Source organism: Pseudomonas veronii (assembly GCF_002028325.1).
Taxonomy (GTDB): domain Bacteria; phylum Pseudomonadota; class Gammaproteobacteria; order Pseudomonadales; family Pseudomonadaceae; genus Aquipseudomonas; species Aquipseudomonas veronii.
On sequence record NZ_CP018420.1, the window covers coordinates 128,396 to 149,637 of the forward strand.

Consider the following 21,242-nt stretch of genomic DNA (forward strand, 5'->3'; position numbering starts at 1 on the left):
AAGGAAACTTTGAAAACTTCTTAAAATAATCACTTGACAGCAAATGAGGCTGCTGTAGAATGCGCGCCTCGGTTGAGACGAAAGATCTTAACCAACCGCTCTTTAACAACTGAATCAAGCAATTCGTGTGGGTGCTTGTGGAGTCAGACTGATAGTCAACAAGATTATCAGCATCACAAGTTACTCCGCGAGAAATCAAAGATGTAACCAACGATTGCTGAGCCAAGTTTAGGGTTTCTTAAAAACCCAAAGATGTTTGAACTGAAGAGTTTGATCATGGCTCAGATTGAACGCTGGCGGCAGGCCTAACACATGCAAGTCGAGCGGTAGAGAGAAGCTTGCTTCTCTTGAGAGCGGCGGACGGGTGAGTAATGCCTAGGAATCTGCCTGGTAGTGGGGGATAACGTTCGGAAACGGACGCTAATACCGCATACGTCCTACGGGAGAAAGCAGGGGACCTTCGGGCCTTGCGCTATCAGATGAGCCTAGGTCGGATTAGCTAGTTGGTGAGGTAATGGCTCACCAAGGCGACGATCCGTAACTGGTCTGAGAGGATGATCAGTCACACTGGAACTGAGACACGGTCCAGACTCCTACGGGAGGCAGCAGTGGGGAATATTGGACAATGGGCGAAAGCCTGATCCAGCCATGCCGCGTGTGTGAAGAAGGTCTTCGGATTGTAAAGCACTTTAAGTTGGGAGGAAGGGCAGTTACCTAATACGTGATTGTTTTGACGTTACCGACAGAATAAGCACCGGCTAACTCTGTGCCAGCAGCCGCGGTAATACAGAGGGTGCAAGCGTTAATCGGAATTACTGGGCGTAAAGCGCGCGTAGGTGGTTAGTTAAGTTGGATGTGAAATCCCCGGGCTCAACCTGGGAACTGCATTCAAAACTGACTGACTAGAGTATGGTAGAGGGTGGTGGAATTTCCTGTGTAGCGGTGAAATGCGTAGATATAGGAAGGAACACCAGTGGCGAAGGCGACCACCTGGACTGATACTGACACTGAGGTGCGAAAGCGTGGGGAGCAAACAGGATTAGATACCCTGGTAGTCCACGCCGTAAACGATGTCAACTAGCCGTTGGGAGCCTTGAGCTCTTAGTGGCGCAGCTAACGCATTAAGTTGACCGCCTGGGGAGTACGGCCGCAAGGTTAAAACTCAAATGAATTGACGGGGGCCCGCACAAGCGGTGGAGCATGTGGTTTAATTCGAAGCAACGCGAAGAACCTTACCAGGCCTTGACATCCAATGAACTTTCTAGAGATAGATTGGTGCCTTCGGGAACATTGAGACAGGTGCTGCATGGCTGTCGTCAGCTCGTGTCGTGAGATGTTGGGTTAAGTCCCGTAACGAGCGCAACCCTTGTCCTTAGTTACCAGCACGTTATGGTGGGCACTCTAAGGAGACTGCCGGTGACAAACCGGAGGAAGGTGGGGATGACGTCAAGTCATCATGGCCCTTACGGCCTGGGCTACACACGTGCTACAATGGTCGGTACAGAGGGTTGCCAAGCCGCGAGGTGGAGCTAATCCCAGAAAACCGATCGTAGTCCGGATCGCAGTCTGCAACTCGACTGCGTGAAGTCGGAATCGCTAGTAATCGCGAATCAGAATGTCGCGGTGAATACGTTCCCGGGCCTTGTACACACCGCCCGTCACACCATGGGAGTGGGTTGCACCAGAAGTAGCTAGTCTAACCTTCGGGGGGACGGTTACCACGGTGTGATTCATGACTGGGGTGAAGTCGTAACAAGGTAGCCGTAGGGGAACCTGCGGCTGGATCACCTCCTTAATCGACGACATCAGCTGCTCCATAAGTTCCCACACGAATTGCTTGATTCATTGAAGAAGACGATAAGAAGCAGCCCGAAATTGGGTCTGTAGCTCAGTTGGTTAGAGCGCACCCCTGATAAGGGTGAGGTCGGCAGTTCGAATCTGCCCAGACCCACCAATTTTGTGTGGGAACCTGTAGAAATACGGGGCCATAGCTCAGCTGGGAGAGCGCCTGCCTTGCACGCAGGAGGTCAACGGTTCGATCCCGTTTGGCTCCACCACTACTGCTTCTAGAAGTTGAAAGCTTAGAAATGAGCATTCCATCGTGATGATGGTGAATGTTGATTTCTAGTCTTTGATTAGATCGTTCTTTAAAAATTTGGGTATGTGATAGAAAGATAGACTGAACGTTACTTTCACTGGTAACGGATCAGGCTAAGGTAAAATTTGTGAGTTCTCTTAATTGAGAAATTCGAATTTTCGGCGAATGTCGTCTTCACAGTATAACCAGATTGCTTGGGGTTATATGGTCAAGTGAAGAAGCGCATACGGTGGATGCCTTGGCAGTCAGAGGCGATGAAAGACGTGGTAGCCTGCGAAAAGCTTCGGGGAGTCGGCAAACAGACTTTGATCCGGAGATGTCTGAATGGGGGAACCCAGCCATCATAAGATGGTTACCTTACACTGAATACATAGGTGTAAGGGGCGAACCAGGGGAACTGAAACATCTAAGTACCCTGAGGAAAAGAAATCAACCGAGATTCCCTTAGTAGTGGCGAGCGAACGGGGACTAGCCCTTAAGTGGCTTTGAGATTAGCGGAACGCTCTGGAAAGTGCGGCCATAGTGGGTGATAGCCCTGTACGCGAAAATCTCTTAGTCATGAAATCGAGTAGGACGGAGCACGAGAAACTTTGTCTGAATATGGGGGGACCATCCTCCAAGGCTAAATACTACTGACTGACCGATAGTGAACTAGTACCGTGAGGGAAAGGCGAAAAGAACCCCGGAGAGGGGAGTGAAATAGATCCTGAAACCGTATGCGTACAAGCAGTGGGAGCCTACTTGTTAGGTGACTGCGTACCTTTTGTATAATGGGTCAGCGACTTATTTTCAGTGGCGAGCTTAACCGAATAGGGGAGGCGTAGCGAAAGCGAGTCTTAATAGGGCGTCTAGTCGCTGGGAATAGACCCGAAACCGGGCGATCTATCCATGGGCAGGTTGAAGGTTGGGTAACACTAACTGGAGGACCGAACCGACTACCGTTGAAAAGTTAGCGGATGACCTGTGGATCGGAGTGAAAGGCTAATCAAGCTCGGAGATAGCTGGTTCTCCTCGAAAGCTATTTAGGTAGCGCCTCATGTATCACTGTAGGGGGTAGAGCACTGTTTCGGCTAGGGGGTCATCCCGACTTACCAAACCGATGCAAACTCCGAATACCTACAAGTGCCGAGCATGGGAGACACACGGCGGGTGCTAACGTCCGTCGTGAAAAGGGAAACAACCCAGACCGTCAGCTAAGGTCCCAAAGTTATGGTTAAGTGGGAAACGATGTGGGAAGGCTTAGACAGCTAGGAGGTTGGCTTAGAAGCAGCCACCCTTTAAAGAAAGCGTAATAGCTCACTAGTCGAGTCGGCCTGCGCGGAAGATGTAACGGGGCTCAAACCATACACCGAAGCTACGGGTATCACGTAAGTGATGCGGTAGAGGAGCGTTCTGTAAGCCTGTGAAGGTGAGTTGAGAAGCTTGCTGGAGGTATCAGAAGTGCGAATGCTGACATGAGTAACGATAATGGGTGTGAAAAACACCCACGCCGAAAGACCAAGGTTTCCTGCGCAACGTTAATCGACGCAGGGTTAGTCGGTCCCTAAGGCGAGGCTGAAAAGCGTAGTCGATGGAAAACAGGTTAATATTCCTGTACTTCTGGTTATTGCGATGGAGGGACGGAGAAGGCTAGGCCAGCTTGGCGTTGGTTGTCCAAGTTTAAGGTGGTAGGCTGGAATCTTAGGTAAATCCGGGATTCTAAGGCCGAGAGCTGATGACGAGTTATCTTTTAGATGACGAAGTGGTTGATGCCATGCTTCCAAGAAAAGCTTCTAAGCTTCAGGTAACCAGGAACCGTACCCCAAACCGACACAGGTGGTTGGGTAGAGAATACCAAGGCGCTTGAGAGAACTCGGGTGAAGGAACTAGGCAAAATGGCACCGTAACTTCGGGAGAAGGTGCGCCGGTGAGGGTGAAGGACTTGCTCCGTAAGCTCATGCCGGTCGAAGATACCAGGCCGCTGCGACTGTTTATTAAAAACACAGCACTCTGCAAACACGAAAGTGGACGTATAGGGTGTGACGCCTGCCCGGTGCCGGAAGGTTAATTGATGGGGTTAGCTAACGCGAAGCTCTTGATCGAAGCCCCGGTAAACGGCGGCCGTAACTATAACGGTCCTAAGGTAGCGAAATTCCTTGTCGGGTAAGTTCCGACCTGCACGAATGGCGTAACGATGGCGGCGCTGTCTCCACCCGAGACTCAGTGAAATTGAAATCGCTGTGAAGATGCAGTGTATCCGCGGCTAGACGGAAAGACCCCGTGAACCTTTACTATAGCTTTGCACTGGACTTTGAATTTGCTTGTGTAGGATAGGTGGGAGGCTTTGAAGCGTGGACGCCAGTTCGCGTGGAGCCAACCTTGAAATACCACCCTGGCAACTTTGAGGTTCTAACTCAGGTCCGTTATCCGGATCGAGGACAGTGTATGGTGGGTAGTTTGACTGGGGCGGTCTCCTCCTAAAGAGTAACGGAGGAGTACGAAGGTGCGCTCAGACCGGTCGGAAATCGGTCGTAGAGTATAAAGGCAAAAGCGCGCTTGACTGCGAGACAGACACGTCGAGCAGGTACGAAAGTAGGTCTTAGTGATCCGGTGGTTCTGTATGGAAGGGCCATCGCTCAACGGATAAAAGGTACTCCGGGGATAACAGGCTGATACCGCCCAAGAGTTCATATCGACGGCGGTGTTTGGCACCTCGATGTCGGCTCATCACATCCTGGGGCTGAAGCCGGTCCCAAGGGTATGGCTGTTCGCCATTTAAAGTGGTACGCGAGCTGGGTTTAGAACGTCGTGAGACAGTTCGGTCCCTATCTGCCGTGGACGTTTGAGATTTGAGAGGGGCTGCTCCTAGTACGAGAGGACCGGAGTGGACGAACCTCTGGTGTTCCGGTTGTCACGCCAGTGGCATTGCCGGGTAGCTATGTTCGGAATAGATAACCGCTGAAAGCATCTAAGCGGGAAACTAGCCTCAAGATGAGATCTCACTGGGACCTTGAGTCCCCTGAAGGGCCGTCGAAGACTACGACGTTGATAGGTTGGGTGTGTAAGCGCTGTGAGGCGTTGAGCTAACCAATACTAATTGCCCGTGAGGCTTGACCATATAACACCCAAGCAATTTGCGAACTCGAAAGAGACCAGATTGCGGTGTGTGAAGACGAAACGAACCGAAAGTTCGACTCTTACAAAACACCGAAAACTATCGCATACCCAATTTGCTGAAGCGAGGCCAACAGGCCACGACTCAGTACCCGAATTTCTTGACGACCATAGAGCATTGGAACCACCTGATCCCATCCCGAACTCAGCAGTGAAACGATGCATCGCCGATGGTAGTGTGGGGTTTCCCCATGTGAGAGTAGGTCATCGTCAAGATTAAATTCCAGAACCCCTGTTTGCTTACGCAGACAGGGGTTTTGTTTTAGTAGAAGTCCACGAATTTCACTGGACCGTTGCCAAGGCAACGGTCTGGTACACAGAATTTCTTGACGACCATAGAGCATTGGAACCACCTGATCCCATCCCGAACTCAGCAGTGAAACGATGCATCGCCGATGGTAGTGTGGGGTTTCCCCATGTGAGAGTAGGTCATCGTCAAGATTAAATTCCGAAACCCCTGTCTGCTTGTGCAGACAGGGGTTTTGTCGTTTAAGAGGTCTGCTTCGGTCGCATATCTGCTCAGCTGACTCCCTGCATCTGATCGATGCTCATCCGTCCTCGAAAACTGCAAGACTTTGCAGTTTCGAACGCCTTGTTTGTACCGCCGGTCTGTTTCCCACTCAAAAAGAGGATCTTTCTGACAAATCCTTAAGATTCCACTTCATTTGGCCGAAAGCCTGACGAGCCATGCGTGCACCGATTTGGAGCAGATCAAGCGTCTGCCCAGGCGTTACATGGAATGTTCCACCCGGCACGCTCCCCCCCTTTGGCAAAAGAAGTCGATGAAATGAATCTAAAGTTCAGTCATAAAATTCTGTTGGCCGCGTCAGGCGTCGTGGTCTTGGCCTTCGCGTTATTCACGTTGTACAACGATTACTTACAGCGCAGCACCATCAAACAGAACCTGGAGTCGTCCATCCAGCAATCCGGAGAACTCACCGCCAGCAGTGTGCAGAACTGGCTCAGTGGCCGTGTGCTGATACTCGAAAACCTGGCACAAAACATGGCTCACCAGGGCAGTGCTGCAGATCTTCCAGGCTTGGTTGATCAGCCCGCACTCACCTCGAACTTCCAGTTCACTTACGTCGGCCAAACCAACGGCGTGTTCACCCAACGCCCCGACGCAAAAATGCCCGATGGCTATGACCCGCGCCAGCGTCCTTGGTACAAGCAAGCCGTGGCGGCTGACAAACCCATGCTGACCCCGCCTTACATGGCAGCCGTGGGTGGGCAGATCGTGACCATCGCCATGCCGGTGAAAAAGAACGGCGAGTTGCTGGGCGTGGTCGGTGGTGACCTGAGCCTGCAAACGCTGGTGAAGATCATCAACTCGGTAGACTTCGGCGGCATCGGCCATGCGTTCCTGGTCAGCGGCGACGGTCAGGTCATCGTCAGCCCCGATCAGGGCCAGGTGATGAAGAACCTCAAGGACATCTACCCAGGCACCAGCGTCCGCATCGAGAAGCTTAACCAGGATGTTGTCCTCAACGGTCAGGATCGCATTCTGTCCTTCACCCCTATCGCCGGCTTGCCAGGTGCGGACTGGTACATCGGCTTGTCGATTGATAAAGACAAAGCTTACGCACCCCTGGGTAAATTCCGCACCTCCGCGCTGATTGCCATGCTGATTGCCGTGGTGGCGATTGCGGTGCTCTTGAGCTTGCTGATCCAAGTACTGCTGCGGCCGCTGACCACCATGGGCGTTGCCATGCAGGACATCGCCCAGGGTGAGGGTGACCTGACCCGCCGCCTGGACGTGACCAGCAAAGATGAGTTTGGCGAGGTGGGCAGTGCCTTCAACCAGTTCGTCGAGCGTATCCACGCCTCGATTTCCGAGGTGTCCTCGGCAACACGCCAGGTGCATGACTTGTCCCAGCGCGTAATGGCGTCGTCCAACGCTTCGATCGTCGGTTCTGACGAGCAGAGCGCGCGCACCAACAGCGTAGCGGCGGCAATCAACGAACTGGGCGCCGCTACCCAGGAAATCGCGCGTAACGCCGCTGACGCTTCCCAGCACGCCAGTGGTGCCAGCGAGCAGGCTGACGATGGGCGCAAAGTGGTGGAGAAAACCATCCTGGCGATGTCGGAACTGTCGCAAAAGATCAGCCTGTCCTGCACCCAGATCGAAACCTTGAACGCCAGCACCGATAACATCGGCCACATTCTCGATGTGATCAAAGGCATCTCCCAGCAGACCAACCTGCTCGCGCTCAACGCCGCGATCGAGGCCGCCCGTGCCGGGGAAGCGGGTCGCGGGTTTGCCGTGGTCGCCGATGAAGTGCGCAACCTGGCTCACCGTACCCAGGAGTCGGCGGAGGAAATCCACAAAATGATTACTTCGCTGCAAGTGGGTTCGCGTGAAGCGGTGACCACCATGAACGCGAGCCAGACCTCCAGCGAAGAGAGCGTCGAAGTCGCCAACCAGGCCGGTGAGCGCCTGATCAGCGTGACGCAGCGGATTGTTGAAATCGACGGCATGAACCAGTCGGTCGCCGCTGCCACCGAGGAGCAGACCGCGGTGGTGGAAACCCTCAATGTCGACATCAACCAGATCAACCTGCTGAACCAGCAAGGCGTGGCTAACCTCAATGAAACATTGAAGGACTGTGATGCGTTGTCTCAACAGGCCAGCCGCTTGAAACAACTGGTCGACAGTTTCAAGATCTGACCTCAACGGCATAGGAGCGAGGCCTCTCGCTCCTACTGTTTAGCCGAGCATTTGTCGGACATTTTCCAGGGCGCCGTCGGCGAAGTTCTGCATAAAGTGTTCGAACCCTTCCTGCGCGGTGTCGACCGGTTCGCCGATGAGCGTCCAGGTCGCTCTGGAGCATCCGCAGCCAAGTGGCTCCACACGCATTGCCGCCCACAAGCGGGCCACGCCCAAGGTGTTGTAGACCGTGGTCCAGGTCATGAACATGGCCTCTTCGTCACGGCTGTTGAGCTGCTCCACCGCACAATGGCCATCGTGGAAATACTTCGTGCGCAAAGCGCCTACGCCGGTGCCGGTCATTTCGATGTGCGACAAGGCGGGAATGAACGCATCAAAGCCTGCAAAGTCCCCCACCAAGCCCCACAGCCTGGCGGCCTCGCAGGTGACTACGACAGAGGCCACCACTGGTGTGCCCCGGGGGTTGCGGATCAATGTATCGGGTTGCAACGGTTTCATGAGGTTGTCCTGAGGCGGTTCAGAGAAAGCCGATGGCCTTGAGGTAGTCGCAGCCTTTGCCTAACAGCGCGGGGCTTTTCTCGGGGTACGGCTTACCCATTTCTTCCACGCCCCGGCGTGCGTTGTCGTGACGGATCATCGACGTATCGCCGATGTCTTCACCCAACCCGTCCAGGTAAAAACCCAGCACGCCAAACAGCGCATTTTCGCGGCCCACCGTTCGCAGTTGCCGTTGCCACTGCGCGATACTGACCCGCTCGAATGTGTAGCCGGCGTCGCGGAATGCATCGAGGTACTGCTCCCAGCTCAGGGGTTGTGGGTTATGCAGGTTGTACACGCTGCGCCCGGTTGCGAAACGAGCGCAGTGGAACGCGATGAAGCGTGCAAAAAAGTCCACCGGCATCAGGTCGAAGTTTGCCGCTAAGCGCGGAACCAGGCCCAACTGCAGCGAGCCCTTGAGCATCAGCATCAGGCGATTTTTCTGTGGTTGGCAAACACCGCTTTGGCTGTTGAAACTGATATTGCCCGGACGATAGATATTCACCCAGGCACCTTGCTCCAGCGCGCGCGCCGATAGCCGCTCGGCCACCCATTTGGACAGGTTGTAACCATTCTTGATGTAGATCGGCGGTGTCGCCGCAGCAGGCGACTCGAGGACCTGTCCCGCGGCGTCGATGGCGCTGCATGCCGAGAGTGTCGAGATGAAGTTGAAGACCTTTTTGCTGTGGGTTTCACACAGGCGCACGCATTCCAGTACCGGGTCGACGTTGTCTTTCACCAGCGACGCGTAGTCCATCACATGGTTGACCCGCGCCGCGTTATGCACCAGCACGCCAAAGTCCCTGGCGAGGCGCTCGTACACCTCGGCGGCCAGGCCCAGGCCAGGCTGGCTGACATCGGCGGCGTACACCTGCACCCGGCTCAGGTCCAGATGTTCCAGGCGGTACTCCTGCAACGCCTGGGTGAACCGTACCGTTGCCAGCTGGTTCGGCAGTTCCCGCACCAGGCATGCCACTTCGGTCGCACCGCCGGCCAGCAAGGCTTCGACAATGTGGACCCCGATAAAACTGTTGGCCCCCGTCACGATCACTTTGCGACGATCACCGGCGCGGTCCTCGGGCAGCACCTCAAAAGCCGGTTCCCGCTGTGCGTCTTGAACCGCCTGGCCGACGGGTGCGGCAGCGCGCGGGCCGTCCTCCAGCAGCGCCGCGAGCGTGCGAATGGTCGGCATTTCAAAAAAGCTGTTCAGGGGCAGGCTGCGACCAAATTGTTCGCGAACCCGCAGCAGCAGGCTCGACAGCAAAATGGAGTGGCCGCCGACGTTAAAGAAGCTGTCATCGATGGACAGCGTGCCCGTGGGAAGCTGCAACAACTCGTGCCACAGCCCCAACAGCTCAACCTGCAGCGGCGTTTGCGCGACCTTTGCGGTGTGATTCGAAGGGCGCTGCACCGGCAGTTGCAACAAGGCCTGGCGATCGACTTTACCGTTGCTCGCGTAAGGCAGGCCGGCGAGTTCGATCCACCGCTCGGGTTGCATGTAATCAGGCAGCCACTGCCGTGCATGCTGCTTGAGGTCGTCCATCGTGGCACCCGGTTCCGGCTGGGCGACCACACCGCGAATCCTGTGATCACCGTCGATCACCACCGCCACCTGGCGGAACAGGCGGCTGGCACGCAGGCACTGTTCGATCTCCTGGGGTTCGACTCGAAACCCCCGAATCTTCACCTGCTCGTCCCGACGCCCGCCCAGCTCGATGCCGTCGCCGGTCCACTTTGCGTAATCACCGCTGCGGTAGGCGCACACGGGTTGTCCTCCCGGCAGTACCAGTTCGACAAAAGGGTCGTCGTGCAGTTGTGTTGCGTTCAAGTACCCCAGGCTCACGCCCGGCCCGACGATGTACAGCTCGCCCATCACCTGTTCGTCCACCGGCTGTAAATGCTCATCGAGTATCAGCACCTGGCTGTTGGCGATGGGACGGCCAGCGTTGCGATTGCTGTCCCCGGGCCGCAACGTGCGATGGGTGACCAGCACCGTGGCTTCGGTGGGGCCATAGAGGTTGTGCAACTGGCATTGGCCGGCCAGTCGTTCGATCACATAGGGTTCACAGGCATCGCCGCCGGTCAGCAGGTGCGTCAGGCCCAGCGGTTGGTCCAGCGGCAGGATGCTCAGCAGCGCCGGCGGCAGGAAGGCATGGGTGATCTGCTGCTGGCGGATCAGTTCTACCAACTGCTGCGGGTCGCGTCGTTGCGCCTCGCTTGGAACAATCAACTCGGCGCCGGCAATCAGGCTGGGGAAGATATCCATCAGCGAGGCGTCGAAGCTCAACGAAGCGAACTGCAGTACCCGACTCTGTTCGTCCAGCCCCATGCAACCGCCGAACCAGGCGGTGAAATGGGCCAGGTTGCTCTGGCTCAGCAACACGCCTTTGGGGCGACCGGTGGTACCCGAGGTGAAGAGCACCATGCACGGTGCATCCGGGGAGGGGCGATGCTGCAGCAACGGTGACGTGTCGTGCTGATCGAGGGCACTGACATCCAATGAAACGAAGTACTCGCGCAGTGGGTGGCCGCCATCATCCAGCAACAGCCTGGCTCCCGCGCTGTCCAGCATGGCCTGTTGGCGTTGCGCCGGATGATCCGGTGCCAGCGGCAGGTAAACCGCGCCACAGCCCAGCACCGCAAGAATGCTGGCATACAACGCCGTTGTTTTTTCCAGGCACACCCCGACCACCGGTGGTACCTCGAGGCCTTCCAGCAGTGGGCCGAGGCGTTGCTGGATCGCCCGTGCTTGAGCGTGCAATTGTCGGTAGGTCAGCACACGGCCGGCAATGTTCAGCGCCGGTCGTGCGGCGAAGGTGAGCAGGCTGGCCTGCAGTCGTTCGATCATCGGCACCTGCGCTGCCTGCAGCAATTGCACATCGGCGGTGTGATTGAACCGATGCACGAACGCCAGTGCCTCCAGCTTTTGCAAGCTGTGTTCGGGCCAGGCATTGGTGCCGGCCGCGGCGGGGCAATACTCCGGGTCGCGGGCGAAGCCGCTGACCAGCACGGCGACCCATTCCACCAGCGCGCTTGTCGCTTGCAGGCGCAGTCGCTGGCCATTGCCGCTGGGCGCTTCGGCAAGGTCCAGCACGGCCAGCAAGCGTTGGCCGGCGGCATAAGCGCGTAACTGCAGCCGCGGCAACCCATGCTCCGTCAGCGGGCCGACGCCCAGGCGCAGGCTGATGCGTGGAGCGGCGGCCAGGTGCGCGGGCAGTGACTCGCTACCGTCCTCGATCACCAGGTCGGCAACGTCATGCCCCGACAGATGACCATACTGTTCCAGCTCCACCCTCACCGCATCCAGGGCACGGCTGATACCCAACCATCCAATTGTCAGGCGCCTCATGCCGCTCTCCCGGCCACCGGCAGATAGTCGGCCAATGCCAGGGCCACGCTCGGTGTCTGCAGCAAACCGCTGTGTTGCAGAAAGCCCATGATGTTACCGATCAGCGGGTGGTGGCGGGTGATGGGGAACTCCAGTGCCGCCATGTCGGCCCGCAGCGCATGGCGAACGTCAGCGCTGACGTCCAACTGATCGATCAGCTGCAGGTCGAAGGATTTTTGCAGCTCGTTGGTCAGGTAATGCGCCAGAAAGATGGGCAAGACCGGCGCAATGCTGTCGCGGTCAGCCGGGCTTGCCGCCTGCCAATAGAGGCGCACCAGGCGTGTCCAGAACTGCCCATGGCGCCCTTCGTCGAACAGGTGATCGGCCATCAAGCCACGGATGGAGGCCTTGACGCTGTCATCCCTGGAAAACGCCGCCACGTCATGGGTCACGGTGTTTTCGGCAATGGCCACGGCAATCAATTCCACCGCATCGCGCAGGTGCGCCGGGGCTTGCGCCTGCGCCGCCGGCAGGGCGCGGCTCAGCTCGATCTGCCCGGGCAGATCCAGCGGTGATATACCGGTCATCTTCACGGTCTGTTGCAGGAAGTCCAGCGCGACCAGGGCGTGATAGTCCTCGTCCACCACGACGGTCATCGCGTCGTAGCGACACACAAGGGGGAAGGGCAGGGCGAAACGGTTCTTGGCGATGTTGCGCGCGGTCTTGTCGACGATCTCGGTTTCGAAAATCACCACGTCATTGATGAATTTGTAGAAGCTTTGCAACAGCACGAAGTCGCGCCACTGCGGGCAATGTTCAAGAAAGGTCGCGCTGAGCGCCAGGGGCTGGCGGCACAGCGGGTAGATCAGTTTGTCGTCGTTTTCCAGCAGGCGGCGAGGGCGTGTGCGGATGGTGGCGCGGCGTTCCCAGTCTTCGGCGATGGAGCGGTAGGCGCTGATGTTCATGGGCGCACCTGTTGCAGCAAGGTGTGTACGTCGTCCCAGAGCTTGATGCGGTTTTCCACGGCGTTGACCGCGGTTTCAGCCGCCTGTTGCTGGTGCTCGGGTGCGTTGTCGGTAAGGCCCTGGAGCATCCTCTGCGCCCCTGGCTCATGGTCTTGGGTGTCCAGTTCGATGTGGCGGTTGAGGTACTCGCCCAAGGTTGGCGCCTGGCTTCTGATGATCTCACTGCCCTGCAACAGCCGTTCGAACATGCTCGGGATAATGCTTTCGCGGCCGTGCAGGAAGGCGGCGGCCACACAATGGGTGGGCGCATTCAACGCGATGTGCAACGTGCTGGCGACGAAGCGGGCCACGCCGGGCAGCACATCGACCTGGCCCAGGGCGGCATTGGCTTCGACGCCCCGACGTTGCAGCGTGATGAACGTATCGATGGCGTGGGTACTGGCGCCCACTTCGAGCATGGCTTCGCGGTACAGCTCGAAGTGGCTGCAATGACCGCGCCGGGGGTGTTCGTCCGACTCCTCGCCCAGCACGATTTCGTTGATCAGGCGGGCGGCTTGCGGGTCGGTCGGCGGGAGCCAGGGTAATTGCGTACAGGTCAGGTCCCGTTGCAGGCGTTTGGTGAGGCTCATGAAGTCCCAAACGGCAAATACATGGTTTTCCATAAAGATTTGTAACTTGCCAAGTGAAGTTATTTCTTCAAATAACGGATGGCTGCATAACTGCAGTTTTTTTTGTTTAAGTAAACCTTGATACATAGTTGATGCCTATAAGTTGTTGCGACTGCTCTGAAAACAGTGCTGGGCTTTTGCAGCCCAAAAGCGGACAGATAACGTTTAGCCAAGCGGCGCGCGCAGCGCTGCCCAAACAAGGGTTCGTGCAGGCTGTTGAGGTGCTTGGTTTATTGAAGAAAGATAATAAGCCGATTAAACGTTTGGGCGAGCTTATAAATGTATTAGATGTTTTTTCGAAAAGATTCCGGTTGTGGGTAAGTTATATTATTAAACGTGGGAAGTTTCTCGAGCATTAGCAGGCATTACGCAGTCGAATAGTTTTAACCGGGGCGTCTTGATGCGGGTTCTGCCAACAGCGAAGGCCGCCCCGCAATGCTTGATCGGTGAAGCAGGCTGGGAAAGTTCAGTTGCCGGTCGCCTCAAGGCCCCTGAGGTAAGTGCTGATGACCTCCATGCCTCGCATCAAGTGATTGCGCAACGTCAGGATACTTTCGTCGACCTTCTTCTGCGCCACCAGGCTCAGCAGTTCGCGGTGATCTTCCTGGGACGTCTCGCCGAGCCCCATCGCCTCAAGGTTGAAACGCAGGAAGCGCTCCTCTTCATTCAAACCGTGTTCGACCAACGTGAGTAGCCGCCGGTTGGGGGCCTTGCCATACAGCGCCATGTGGAACAGGCGGTTGAGCCGGCCGATCTCGGTATAGTCTTTCTCTTGTTCCAGCGCCGTGATGAAGGCATCGGCCTGGGCAATGTCGTCTGCGCTGAGCAACGGAATCGACAAGCGCAGCGCTTCGGACTCCAGCAGCATGCGCAGGGCGTAGGTCTCGGCCGAATTGTCTTCGATCAGCGGTGCAACCACCGCCCCCTTGTGCGTCACGACGTGCAGCAACGACTGGGCTTCCAGCTGCCGAAGGGCTTCACGCACGGGCATGCGACTGACGCCGAACAGGCTGGCCAGCTCCTGCTGGCGCATGGCGGTACCACAAGGCAATCGGCCATCGAGGATGGCGTTGCGCAAGGTTTCTTCGATTACGGAACGAGCAAGATGGGCGGGAATAGGCCCGCTGACCTTGATACTGCTCAAAGGGCTCGGCTTTTGCGTCACGGCTACGCTAGCCTCCTCATAGAATGGCAATGGCTTATTGGATCCAATGCACACTAGAGATTGCCTACAGGCTTGTCAAACGAGCAAGGTTTTCGGCTTGTAAGCGGCTAAACACGCCACTCTGGGTGCCCACATCGAGCTTTTGCGCTGTCTTACACGGAGGTGTCGGATTGCCCTGCATTGAACACTTCACCGCCATCGTTTGTTCCATTCCCGCCGCCCAACGCAGGGTTTCGTCGGTGCATTCCTGTCTATGCATATTCTCTAACGGTATTTAAAATACAGTTCTTATATCTATAAAGTCACTCTCCTGTCCGATCGGGAGTGAATTCATGTCAGCCACCTCTACTGTTCCAGCAGCGATCCCTAACGCCCAAACCTTCGAGATTCGTCCACTCCCCGGCAGCGTGGGGGCCGAGATCATCGGCCTGGATTTGTCCCGCCCGGTCAATGACGAGGATTTCGCCCGCATTCACCGCGCGCACCTGGATCACCATGTGGTGGTCTTTCGCGACCAGCGCATCACCCCCGACCAGCAGATCGCCTTCAGTCGCCGCTTTGGCGTGCTGCAGATCCATGTGCTCAAGCAGTTCCTGCTGGCCAACCACCCGGAAATCCTGATCGTCTCCAACATCATCGAAAACGGCCAAGCCATCGGCCTGGGCGATGCGGGCAAGTTCTGGCATTCGGACCTTTCCTATAAAGAACTGCCCAGCCTGGGCTCGATGCTGCATGCCCGGGAACTGCCAGCCGAAGGCGGCGACACCTTGTTTGCCGACATGCACAAGGCCTGGGACCACTTGCCCGAGCACCTGCGCAACGCTGTACACGGCCGCAGCGCTGCGCATTCCTACACCGCGCGTTACAGCGAAACCAAATTCGAAGGCAACTGGCGCCCGACACTGAGCCCCGAGCAGCTCGCCCAGGTCGCCGAAGTGGTCCACCCGATTGTGCGTACCCATCCGGAAACCGGCCGCAAGGCGCTGTTCGTCAGTGAAGGCTTCACCACCCGCATCGTCGGCCTGCCGGAGGACGAAAGCCGCGACCTGCTGGCCCAGCTCTACGCCCACAGCGTGCTGCCGGACAATATCTACCGCCACCACTGGCAGCCCCACGACTTGGTGTTCTGGGACAACCGCTCGCTGATCCACCTGGCTACCGGTTGCCCGAGCCATCTGCGCCGCAAGTTGTACCGCACCACCATCCAGGGCGACGCGCCTTTCTGATTCGGAGCATGACCATGTCCAGAAACATTCCATTTGCGCGGCTGGCCGCCACGTTCGGCCTGGGTATCAGCCTGCTGGCCGGCAGCCTCGTCGCCCCGGCGGTGGCGCAGGCTGAAGGTGAGATTCGCATCGCCGAGCAGTTCGGCATCGTCTACCTGTTGCTCAACGTGGTGCGCGACCAGCACCTCATCGAAAAATACGGTAAGCAGGAAGGCCTCGATATCCAGGTCGACTGGACCCAACTCTCCGGCGGCGCGGCCGTGAATGATGCGTTGCTCTCCGGTTCCATCGACATTGCCGGTGCCGGCGTCGGGCCGCTGCTGACCATCTGGGACCGTACCCGCGGCAAGCAGAACGTCAAGGCCGTCGCCTCCCTCGGTAACTTTCCCTACTACTTGGTGAGCAACAATCCCAAGGTCAAGACCATCGCCGATTTCACCGATAACGACCGCATCGCGGTACCGGCGGTGGGTGTGTCGGTGCAGTCGCGCTTCCTGCAATACGCAGCTGCCAAGCAGTGGGGCGACAAGCAATTCAATCGCCTCGATCAGTACACCGTCGCCGTCCCGCACCCCGACGCCACGGCGGCGCTGATCGCCGGCGGTACCGAGCTGACTGGGCACTTTTCCAACCCGCCGTTCCAGGACCAGGCCCTGGCGAACCCCAATGTGCATGTGGTGCTCAACACTTATGACCTGCTGGGCCCGAACTCGCCGACGGTGTTGTTCGCCACTGAAAAATTCCGTAACGACAACCCGAAAACCTACAAGGCATTCGTCGATGCGCTGACCGAAGCCGCGCAGTTCGCCCAGCACGACAAAGGCGCCGCCGCCGACACTTACATCCGCGTGACCAAGGCCAAGATCGACCGTGCCGAGCTGCTGAAAATCATCGACAACCCGCAATTCGAGTTCAGTGTCACGCCGAAAAACACTTACCCGCTGGCGGAGTTTCTCTACCGCGTCGGCGCAATCAAGAACAAGCCGGAATCGTGGAAGGACTACTTCTTCCAGGACGCCAAGCCCCTGCAAGGAAGCTGAGATGAACGCGCCCCTGCAAGGCCACACGGCCAGCAACCTGCCCACCGCCACTGCGCTGCTGGCGGTGGATAACGTCAGCCTCGAATACCGCACCCCCGAGCGCGTGGTGCGGGCCACGCACCAAGTCAGTTTCGACATCGACCCGGCCGACCGCTACGTGTTGCTCGGCCCGTCGGGTTGCGGCAAATCCACCTTGCTCAAGTCCATCGCCGGGTTTATCCAGCCTTGCGAAGGGGAGATCCGCCTGCTGGGGCAGAAGGTCGAACAGCCCGGTCCAGACCGCATCGTGGTGTTCCAGGAGTTCGACCAGTTGCCGCCGTGGAAAACCGTCAAACAAAACGTCATGTTCCCGCTGCTGGCGTCGAACACCCTCAAGCGGCGGGACGCCGAAGAACGCGCGCTGCACTACCTCGACAAAGTCGGCCTCGGCGCCTTTGCCGACGCCTATCCGCACACCCTCTCCGGCGGCATGAAAGCCCGCGTGGCCATCGCCCGCGCCCTGGCGATGCAGCCGAAAATCCTGTTGATGGATGAACCCTTCGCCGCCCTCGATGCGCTGACCCGCCGCAAGATGCAGGAAGAGTTGCTGCGGCTCTGGGAAGAGGTGCGTTTCACCTTGCTGTTCGTCACCCACTCCATCGAAGAGGCGCTGGTGGTGGGCAATCGCATCCTGTTGCTGTCGCCCCATCCCGGGCGCGTGCGCGCGGAAATCCACAGCCATCAATACGATCTGCACAGCCTTGGCGGTGCGCAATTCCAGGCCTCGGCGCGAAGGATTCATCGCCTGCTGTTCGATGAAGCGCCCGAAGCCGAACGTGAGTTGGGCTTCGCCGATATCCGCATCGCTTACTGAAGGGCCCCTCCCATGCGCCAGGAATATGAAGTCACCCTCGAACCGCTGCTCAGCGTCCCCGTGGAGCGCGAGCTGCCCCTGCGCCAACGCGTGTGGCAACAAGGCTGGTTGCGCAAAGGGTTGATCCTGATCGTGCTCGCGATCCTCTGGGAAGCGGTTGCGCGCTACCAGAACAATGACCTATTGCTGCCGAGTTTCTTGCAGACGTTTCACGCGCTCTACGACGGGCTTCTGAGTGGCGAGTTGCTGAGCAAAGTCAGCCTCTCGCTGGTGGTGCTGATCAAGGGTTACCTGATCGGCATTGTGCTGGCATTTGCCCTGACCACACTGGCGGTCTCGACCCAACTGGGCCGCGACCTGCTCAGCACCCTGACCTCGATGTTCAACCCGCTGCCGGCGATTGCGCTGTTGCCGCTGGCGCTCTTGTGGTTTGGCCTGGGCCAGAACAGCCTGATTTTCGTGCTGGTGCATTCGGTGTTGTGGGCGTTGGCGCTCAACACCTATTCGGGGTTTCTCGGCGTGTCCGAAACCCTGCGCATGGCCGGTCGCAACTACGGGTTGAAGGGCATGCGCTTCGTGCTGTTCATCCTGATCCCGGCGGCACTGCCGTCGATCCTCGCCGGCCTGAAAATCGGCTGGGCATTCGCCTGGCGCACGCTGATTGCCGCCGAGCTGGTGTTCGGCGCCACCAGCGGTAAAGGTGGCTTGGGCTGGTACATCTTCCAGAACCGCAATGAGCTGTACACCGATAAGGTTTTTGCCGGGCTGGCGGTGGTGATCCTGATCGGCTTGCTGGTGGAGAACCTGGTGTTCGACACGTTCGAGCGGCTCACCGTGAAGCGTTGGGGCATGCAGCGTTGATGCTGTAGCCCCACGCGACATCCCTGTTACGATTGCGCCCAGTTCACTCCCTATCGATCACGAGTGCTTGGCATGCAACTACCGGACATGAACCTGCTGGTCGCTCTCGACGCATTGCTCGACGAGGGCAGCGTGGTCGGTGCTGCGCGGCGGATGAACCTCAGCCCGGCGGCGATGAGCCGCACCCTCACGCGTATTCGCGAGGCGGTGGGTGACCCGATCCTGGTACGCGCCGGGCGTGGCCTGGTGCCGACGCCCAAGGCGCTGGCGTTGCAGGGCCAGGTGCGCAGCGTAGTGGAACAGGCGGCGCTGCTGTTCCGTTCGGCGGATCAGGTCGACCTGAGCACCCTGCGCCGGCGCTTCAGCGTGCGGGCCAACGACTTTTTCATCGGTGTGTATGGCGGTCGTCTGTTCGACACCCTGGAGCGTTCGGCACCGTTATGCGAGCTGTGCTTCGTGCCCGAAGGCGATACCGACGACGAAGCGCTGCGCGAAGGGCGCCTGGACTTGCGGGTGAGCAATACCCTGCCCGCCAGTCCCGAAGTCAAGGTGCAGAACCTGTTCTCCACCACCTTCGTCGGGCTCGCGCGGGAAGATCATCCCTTGTTCGATGAGGAGATCACCGCCGCACGGTTCGCCAGCTATTCCCACATCAGCATCTCGCGACGCGGCATCGCCCGCGGGCCGATCGACACTGCGCTCAATGCCCTGGGCCTGGAGCGCCACGTGGCAATGATCGCCCCGGGTTTTCACGGCGCGATGTTCATGTTGCCCGACTCCGACCTGTTGCTGCCGGTGCCCAAGGAAGCGCTCTACAGCGTCAATCGCTTGAAGTTGCCGTTGCGTGTGTTCCCGTTGCCGATTTCCCTGCCGACCCTGGTCCTGGCCCAATTCTGGCACCCGCGTTTCGACAAGGACCCGGCCCACAAATGGCTGCGCGAAACCCTGCGCGAGAGTTGCCACGCCACCTGGTTGGAAGCCCAGCCTGCCCAGGCTTTAAGCATGCACGATCAAGGGTGGAAGGGGTGAGCCCAGGATTGCGTTCGGCGCACTTATAACCTTCCGATAAGTAACTTTTTGTCATGAATGTGCCCGATTAAACTGCTCGGGTATTTCTCATCCCGAGTTACCTGTTCATGACGTCCCTCGCTGCCCCGGCCCCCCTGGCCGCGGCCAAACCCACTGCCCCGAGCCCGCCCGTGTTCGGCCCGCGTATCATCGTTGGCCTGGTCGGCGTTTTGCTCGCGGTGTTGGTGTCCGGTCTCAACGAAATGGTCACCAAGGTCGCCCTCGCCGATATCCGTGGCGCGCTGTACATCGGTTTTGACGAAGGCACCTGGCTGGTCGCGGCCTACACGGCCACTTCCGTAGCGGCCATGGCGTTTGCGCCCTGGTGTTCGGTGACGTTTTCTCTGCGCCGTTTCACCCTGTGCGCCATCGGCCTGTTCACCGTGCTCGGCATCCTGTGTCCGTTTGCGCCGAACTACGAAAGCCTGCTGCTGTTGCGCACTGTGCAAGGCCTGGCGGGCGGCGCGCTGCCGCCGATGCTGATGACCGTGGCGCTGCGTTTTCTGCCGGCCAACGTCAAACTGTATGGCCTGGCCGGCTACGCGCTCACGGCCACCTTCGGGCCGAGTCTGGGTACGCCGCTGGCGGCGTTGTGGACCGAATACGTCGGCTGGCAATGGGCGTTCTGGCAGATCGTCGGGCCGTGCCTGCTGGCAATGGCCGCCGTGGCTTACGGCCTGCCACAAGACCCGCTGCGGCTGGAGCGCTTCAAGCAGTTCAACTGGCGCGGCCTGCTGCTGGGTTTTCCGGCGATCTGCATGCTGGTGATCGGCCTGTTGCAGGGCAACCGCCTGGACTGGTTCGAGTCGGGCCTGATCACCGGCCTGCTGGGCGGCGGCGCATTGTTGCTGGTGCTGTTCATGTTCAATGAATGGTCGCACCCGATGCCGTTTTTCAATTTGCAGATGCTTGGCCTGCGTAACTTAGCGTTTGCCCTGATCGTGCTCGCGGGGGTGTTGATAGTGCTGACCTCAGTGATCATCATCCCGTCGAGTTTCCTTGCCCAGGTTCAGGGTTACCGGCCGCTGCAAACCGCGCCGCTGATGTTGCTGATGGCGCTGCCGCAATTGATCGCGCTGCCGCTGGTGGCGGCGATGTGCAACCTGCGTTGGGTCGATTGCCGTTGGGTGCTGGGGATCGGGCTGGGCCTGTTGGCGCTGTCTTGCATCGGCAGTGTGCACCTGACGTCGGCGTGGGTGCGCGACGACTTCTATGGCCTGTATCTGCTGCAAATCTTCGGCCAACCCATGGCCGTGTTGCCGCTGCTGATGCTCTCCACGGGCAGCATCCAACCGGCGGACGGGCCGTTCGCTTCGGCCTGGTTCAACACCGTCAAGGGGCTGGCCGCCGTGATCGCCACCGCCGTTCTCGATGTGCTGACCACCCGGCGCCTGCATTTCCACTCGACTGTGCTGGTCGACCGCCTGGGCAACTCGCCACTGGCCGACAGCGACGCGCCGGGCCTGGCCCAGCGCCTGCACGCGCAGGCCGTGGTGCTCACTTCCTCGGATCTCTATTACGTCATGGCGGTTGTCGCGGCGACGTTGATCCTGCTGATTTTCTGGATGCCCACGCGGATTTTTCCGCCCCGCGCGCCGACTTGATTGCTCAC

12 protein-coding genes, 2 tRNA genes and 4 rRNA genes are annotated in these 21,242 nt (G+C 58.4%); 13 read left to right on the top strand and 5 right to left on the bottom strand.

Annotated elements, in window-relative coordinates; all coding sequences use genetic code 11:
• Positions 1–258 precede the first annotated feature (258 nt).
• From PverR02_RS00625 to PverR02_RS00655, 7 genes are all read left to right on the top strand, one after another.
• Positions 259–1,795: ribosomal RNA gene (locus PverR02_RS00625) — 16S ribosomal RNA — on the top strand.
• Between the two features lie 82 nt (positions 1,796–1,877).
• Positions 1,878–1,954: transfer RNA gene (locus PverR02_RS00630), tRNA-Ile, on the top strand.
• A 27-nt stretch (positions 1,955–1,981) separates the two neighbouring features.
• Positions 1,982–2,057 (top strand) — tRNA-Ala (locus tag PverR02_RS00635).
• 247 nt (positions 2,058–2,304) lie between these two features.
• Positions 2,305–5,195, top strand: a 23S ribosomal RNA gene (locus tag PverR02_RS00640).
• Between the two features lie 156 nt (positions 5,196–5,351).
• Positions 5,352–5,467: ribosomal RNA gene (rrf, locus tag PverR02_RS00645) — 5S ribosomal RNA — on the top strand.
• Positions 5,468–5,576: 109 nt separating this feature from the next.
• Positions 5,577–5,692: ribosomal RNA gene (gene rrf, locus PverR02_RS00650) — 5S ribosomal RNA — on the top strand.
• Together the 16S, 23S and 5S rRNA genes with 2 tRNA genes alongside form the textbook arrangement of a ribosomal RNA operon.
• Before the next feature lie 346 nt (positions 5,693–6,038).
• A complete protein-coding gene (locus tag PverR02_RS00655; RefSeq protein WP_079442568.1) occupies positions 6,039–7,919 on the top strand; it encodes a methyl-accepting chemotaxis protein in 1,881 nt (626 codons plus the stop codon).
• 39 nt (positions 7,920–7,958) lie between these two features.
• On the opposite strand, the gene PverR02_RS00660 is transcribed toward PverR02_RS00655, so the two are convergent.
• The 5 genes from PverR02_RS00660 to PverR02_RS00680 form a co-directional block, all read right to left on the bottom strand.
• Complete coding sequence (locus tag PverR02_RS00660) at positions 7,959–8,417, bottom strand: SRPBCC family protein (protein WP_079442569.1); 459 nt, start codon at positions 8,415–8,417, stop codon at positions 7,959–7,961.
• A 19-nt stretch (positions 8,418–8,436) separates the two neighbouring features.
• The gene (locus tag PverR02_RS00665; RefSeq protein WP_079442570.1) at positions 8,437–11,805 is read right to left on the bottom strand and encodes an amino acid adenylation domain-containing protein; all 3,369 of its coding nucleotides are present in this window, start codon (positions 11,803–11,805) and stop codon (positions 8,437–8,439) included.
• A complete protein-coding gene (locus PverR02_RS00670) occupies positions 11,802–12,749 on the bottom strand; it encodes a diiron oxygenase (RefSeq protein ID WP_079442571.1) in 948 nt (315 codons plus the stop codon). The genes PverR02_RS00665 and PverR02_RS00670 overlap by 4 nt, the downstream gene beginning before the upstream one ends.
• On the bottom strand, positions 12,746–13,504 hold the full coding sequence (locus PverR02_RS00675) for a DUF3050 domain-containing protein (protein ID WP_079442572.1): 759 nt from the start codon (positions 13,502–13,504) through the stop codon (positions 12,746–12,748). The genes PverR02_RS00670 and PverR02_RS00675 overlap by 4 nt, the downstream gene beginning before the upstream one ends.
• 379 nt (positions 13,505–13,883) lie before the next feature.
• Entirely contained in the window at positions 13,884–14,582 is a 699-nt protein-coding gene (locus tag PverR02_RS00680) for a GntR family transcriptional regulator (protein WP_079442573.1), read from the bottom strand.
• Between the two features lie 332 nt (positions 14,583–14,914).
• Between PverR02_RS00680 and PverR02_RS00685 the strand changes: the two genes are divergently transcribed.
• The 6 genes from PverR02_RS00685 (at position 14,915) to PverR02_RS00710 (ending at position 21,234) form a co-directional block, all read left to right on the top strand.
• Positions 14,915–15,808: a TauD/TfdA dioxygenase family protein gene (locus PverR02_RS00685; protein WP_079442574.1), complete on the top strand. Its 894-nt coding sequence runs from the start codon at positions 14,915–14,917 to the stop codon at positions 15,806–15,808.
• 14 nt (positions 15,809–15,822) lie between these two features.
• Positions 15,823–16,848: an ABC transporter substrate-binding protein gene (locus PverR02_RS00690; protein ID WP_079442575.1), complete on the top strand. Its 1,026-nt coding sequence runs from the start codon at positions 15,823–15,825 to the stop codon at positions 16,846–16,848.
• A 1-nt stretch (position 16,849) separates the two neighbouring features.
• Positions 16,850–17,701: an ABC transporter ATP-binding protein gene (locus tag PverR02_RS00695; protein ID WP_079442576.1), complete on the top strand. Its 852-nt coding sequence runs from the start codon at positions 16,850–16,852 to the stop codon at positions 17,699–17,701.
• A gap of 12 nt (positions 17,702–17,713) precedes the next feature.
• A complete protein-coding gene (locus PverR02_RS00700) occupies positions 17,714–18,562 on the top strand; it encodes an ABC transporter permease (protein ID WP_046483738.1) in 849 nt (282 codons plus the stop codon).
• A 72-nt stretch (positions 18,563–18,634) separates the two neighbouring features.
• A complete protein-coding gene (locus PverR02_RS00705) occupies positions 18,635–19,591 on the top strand; it encodes a LysR family transcriptional regulator (protein ID WP_046385129.1) in 957 nt (318 codons plus the stop codon).
• 107 nt (positions 19,592–19,698) lie between these two features.
• Positions 19,699–21,234 (top strand): MFS transporter, encoded by a 1,536-nt coding sequence (locus tag PverR02_RS00710; protein WP_079442577.1) that lies wholly within the window; start codon positions 19,699–19,701, stop codon positions 21,232–21,234.
• Positions 21,235–21,242 lie beyond the last annotated feature (8 nt).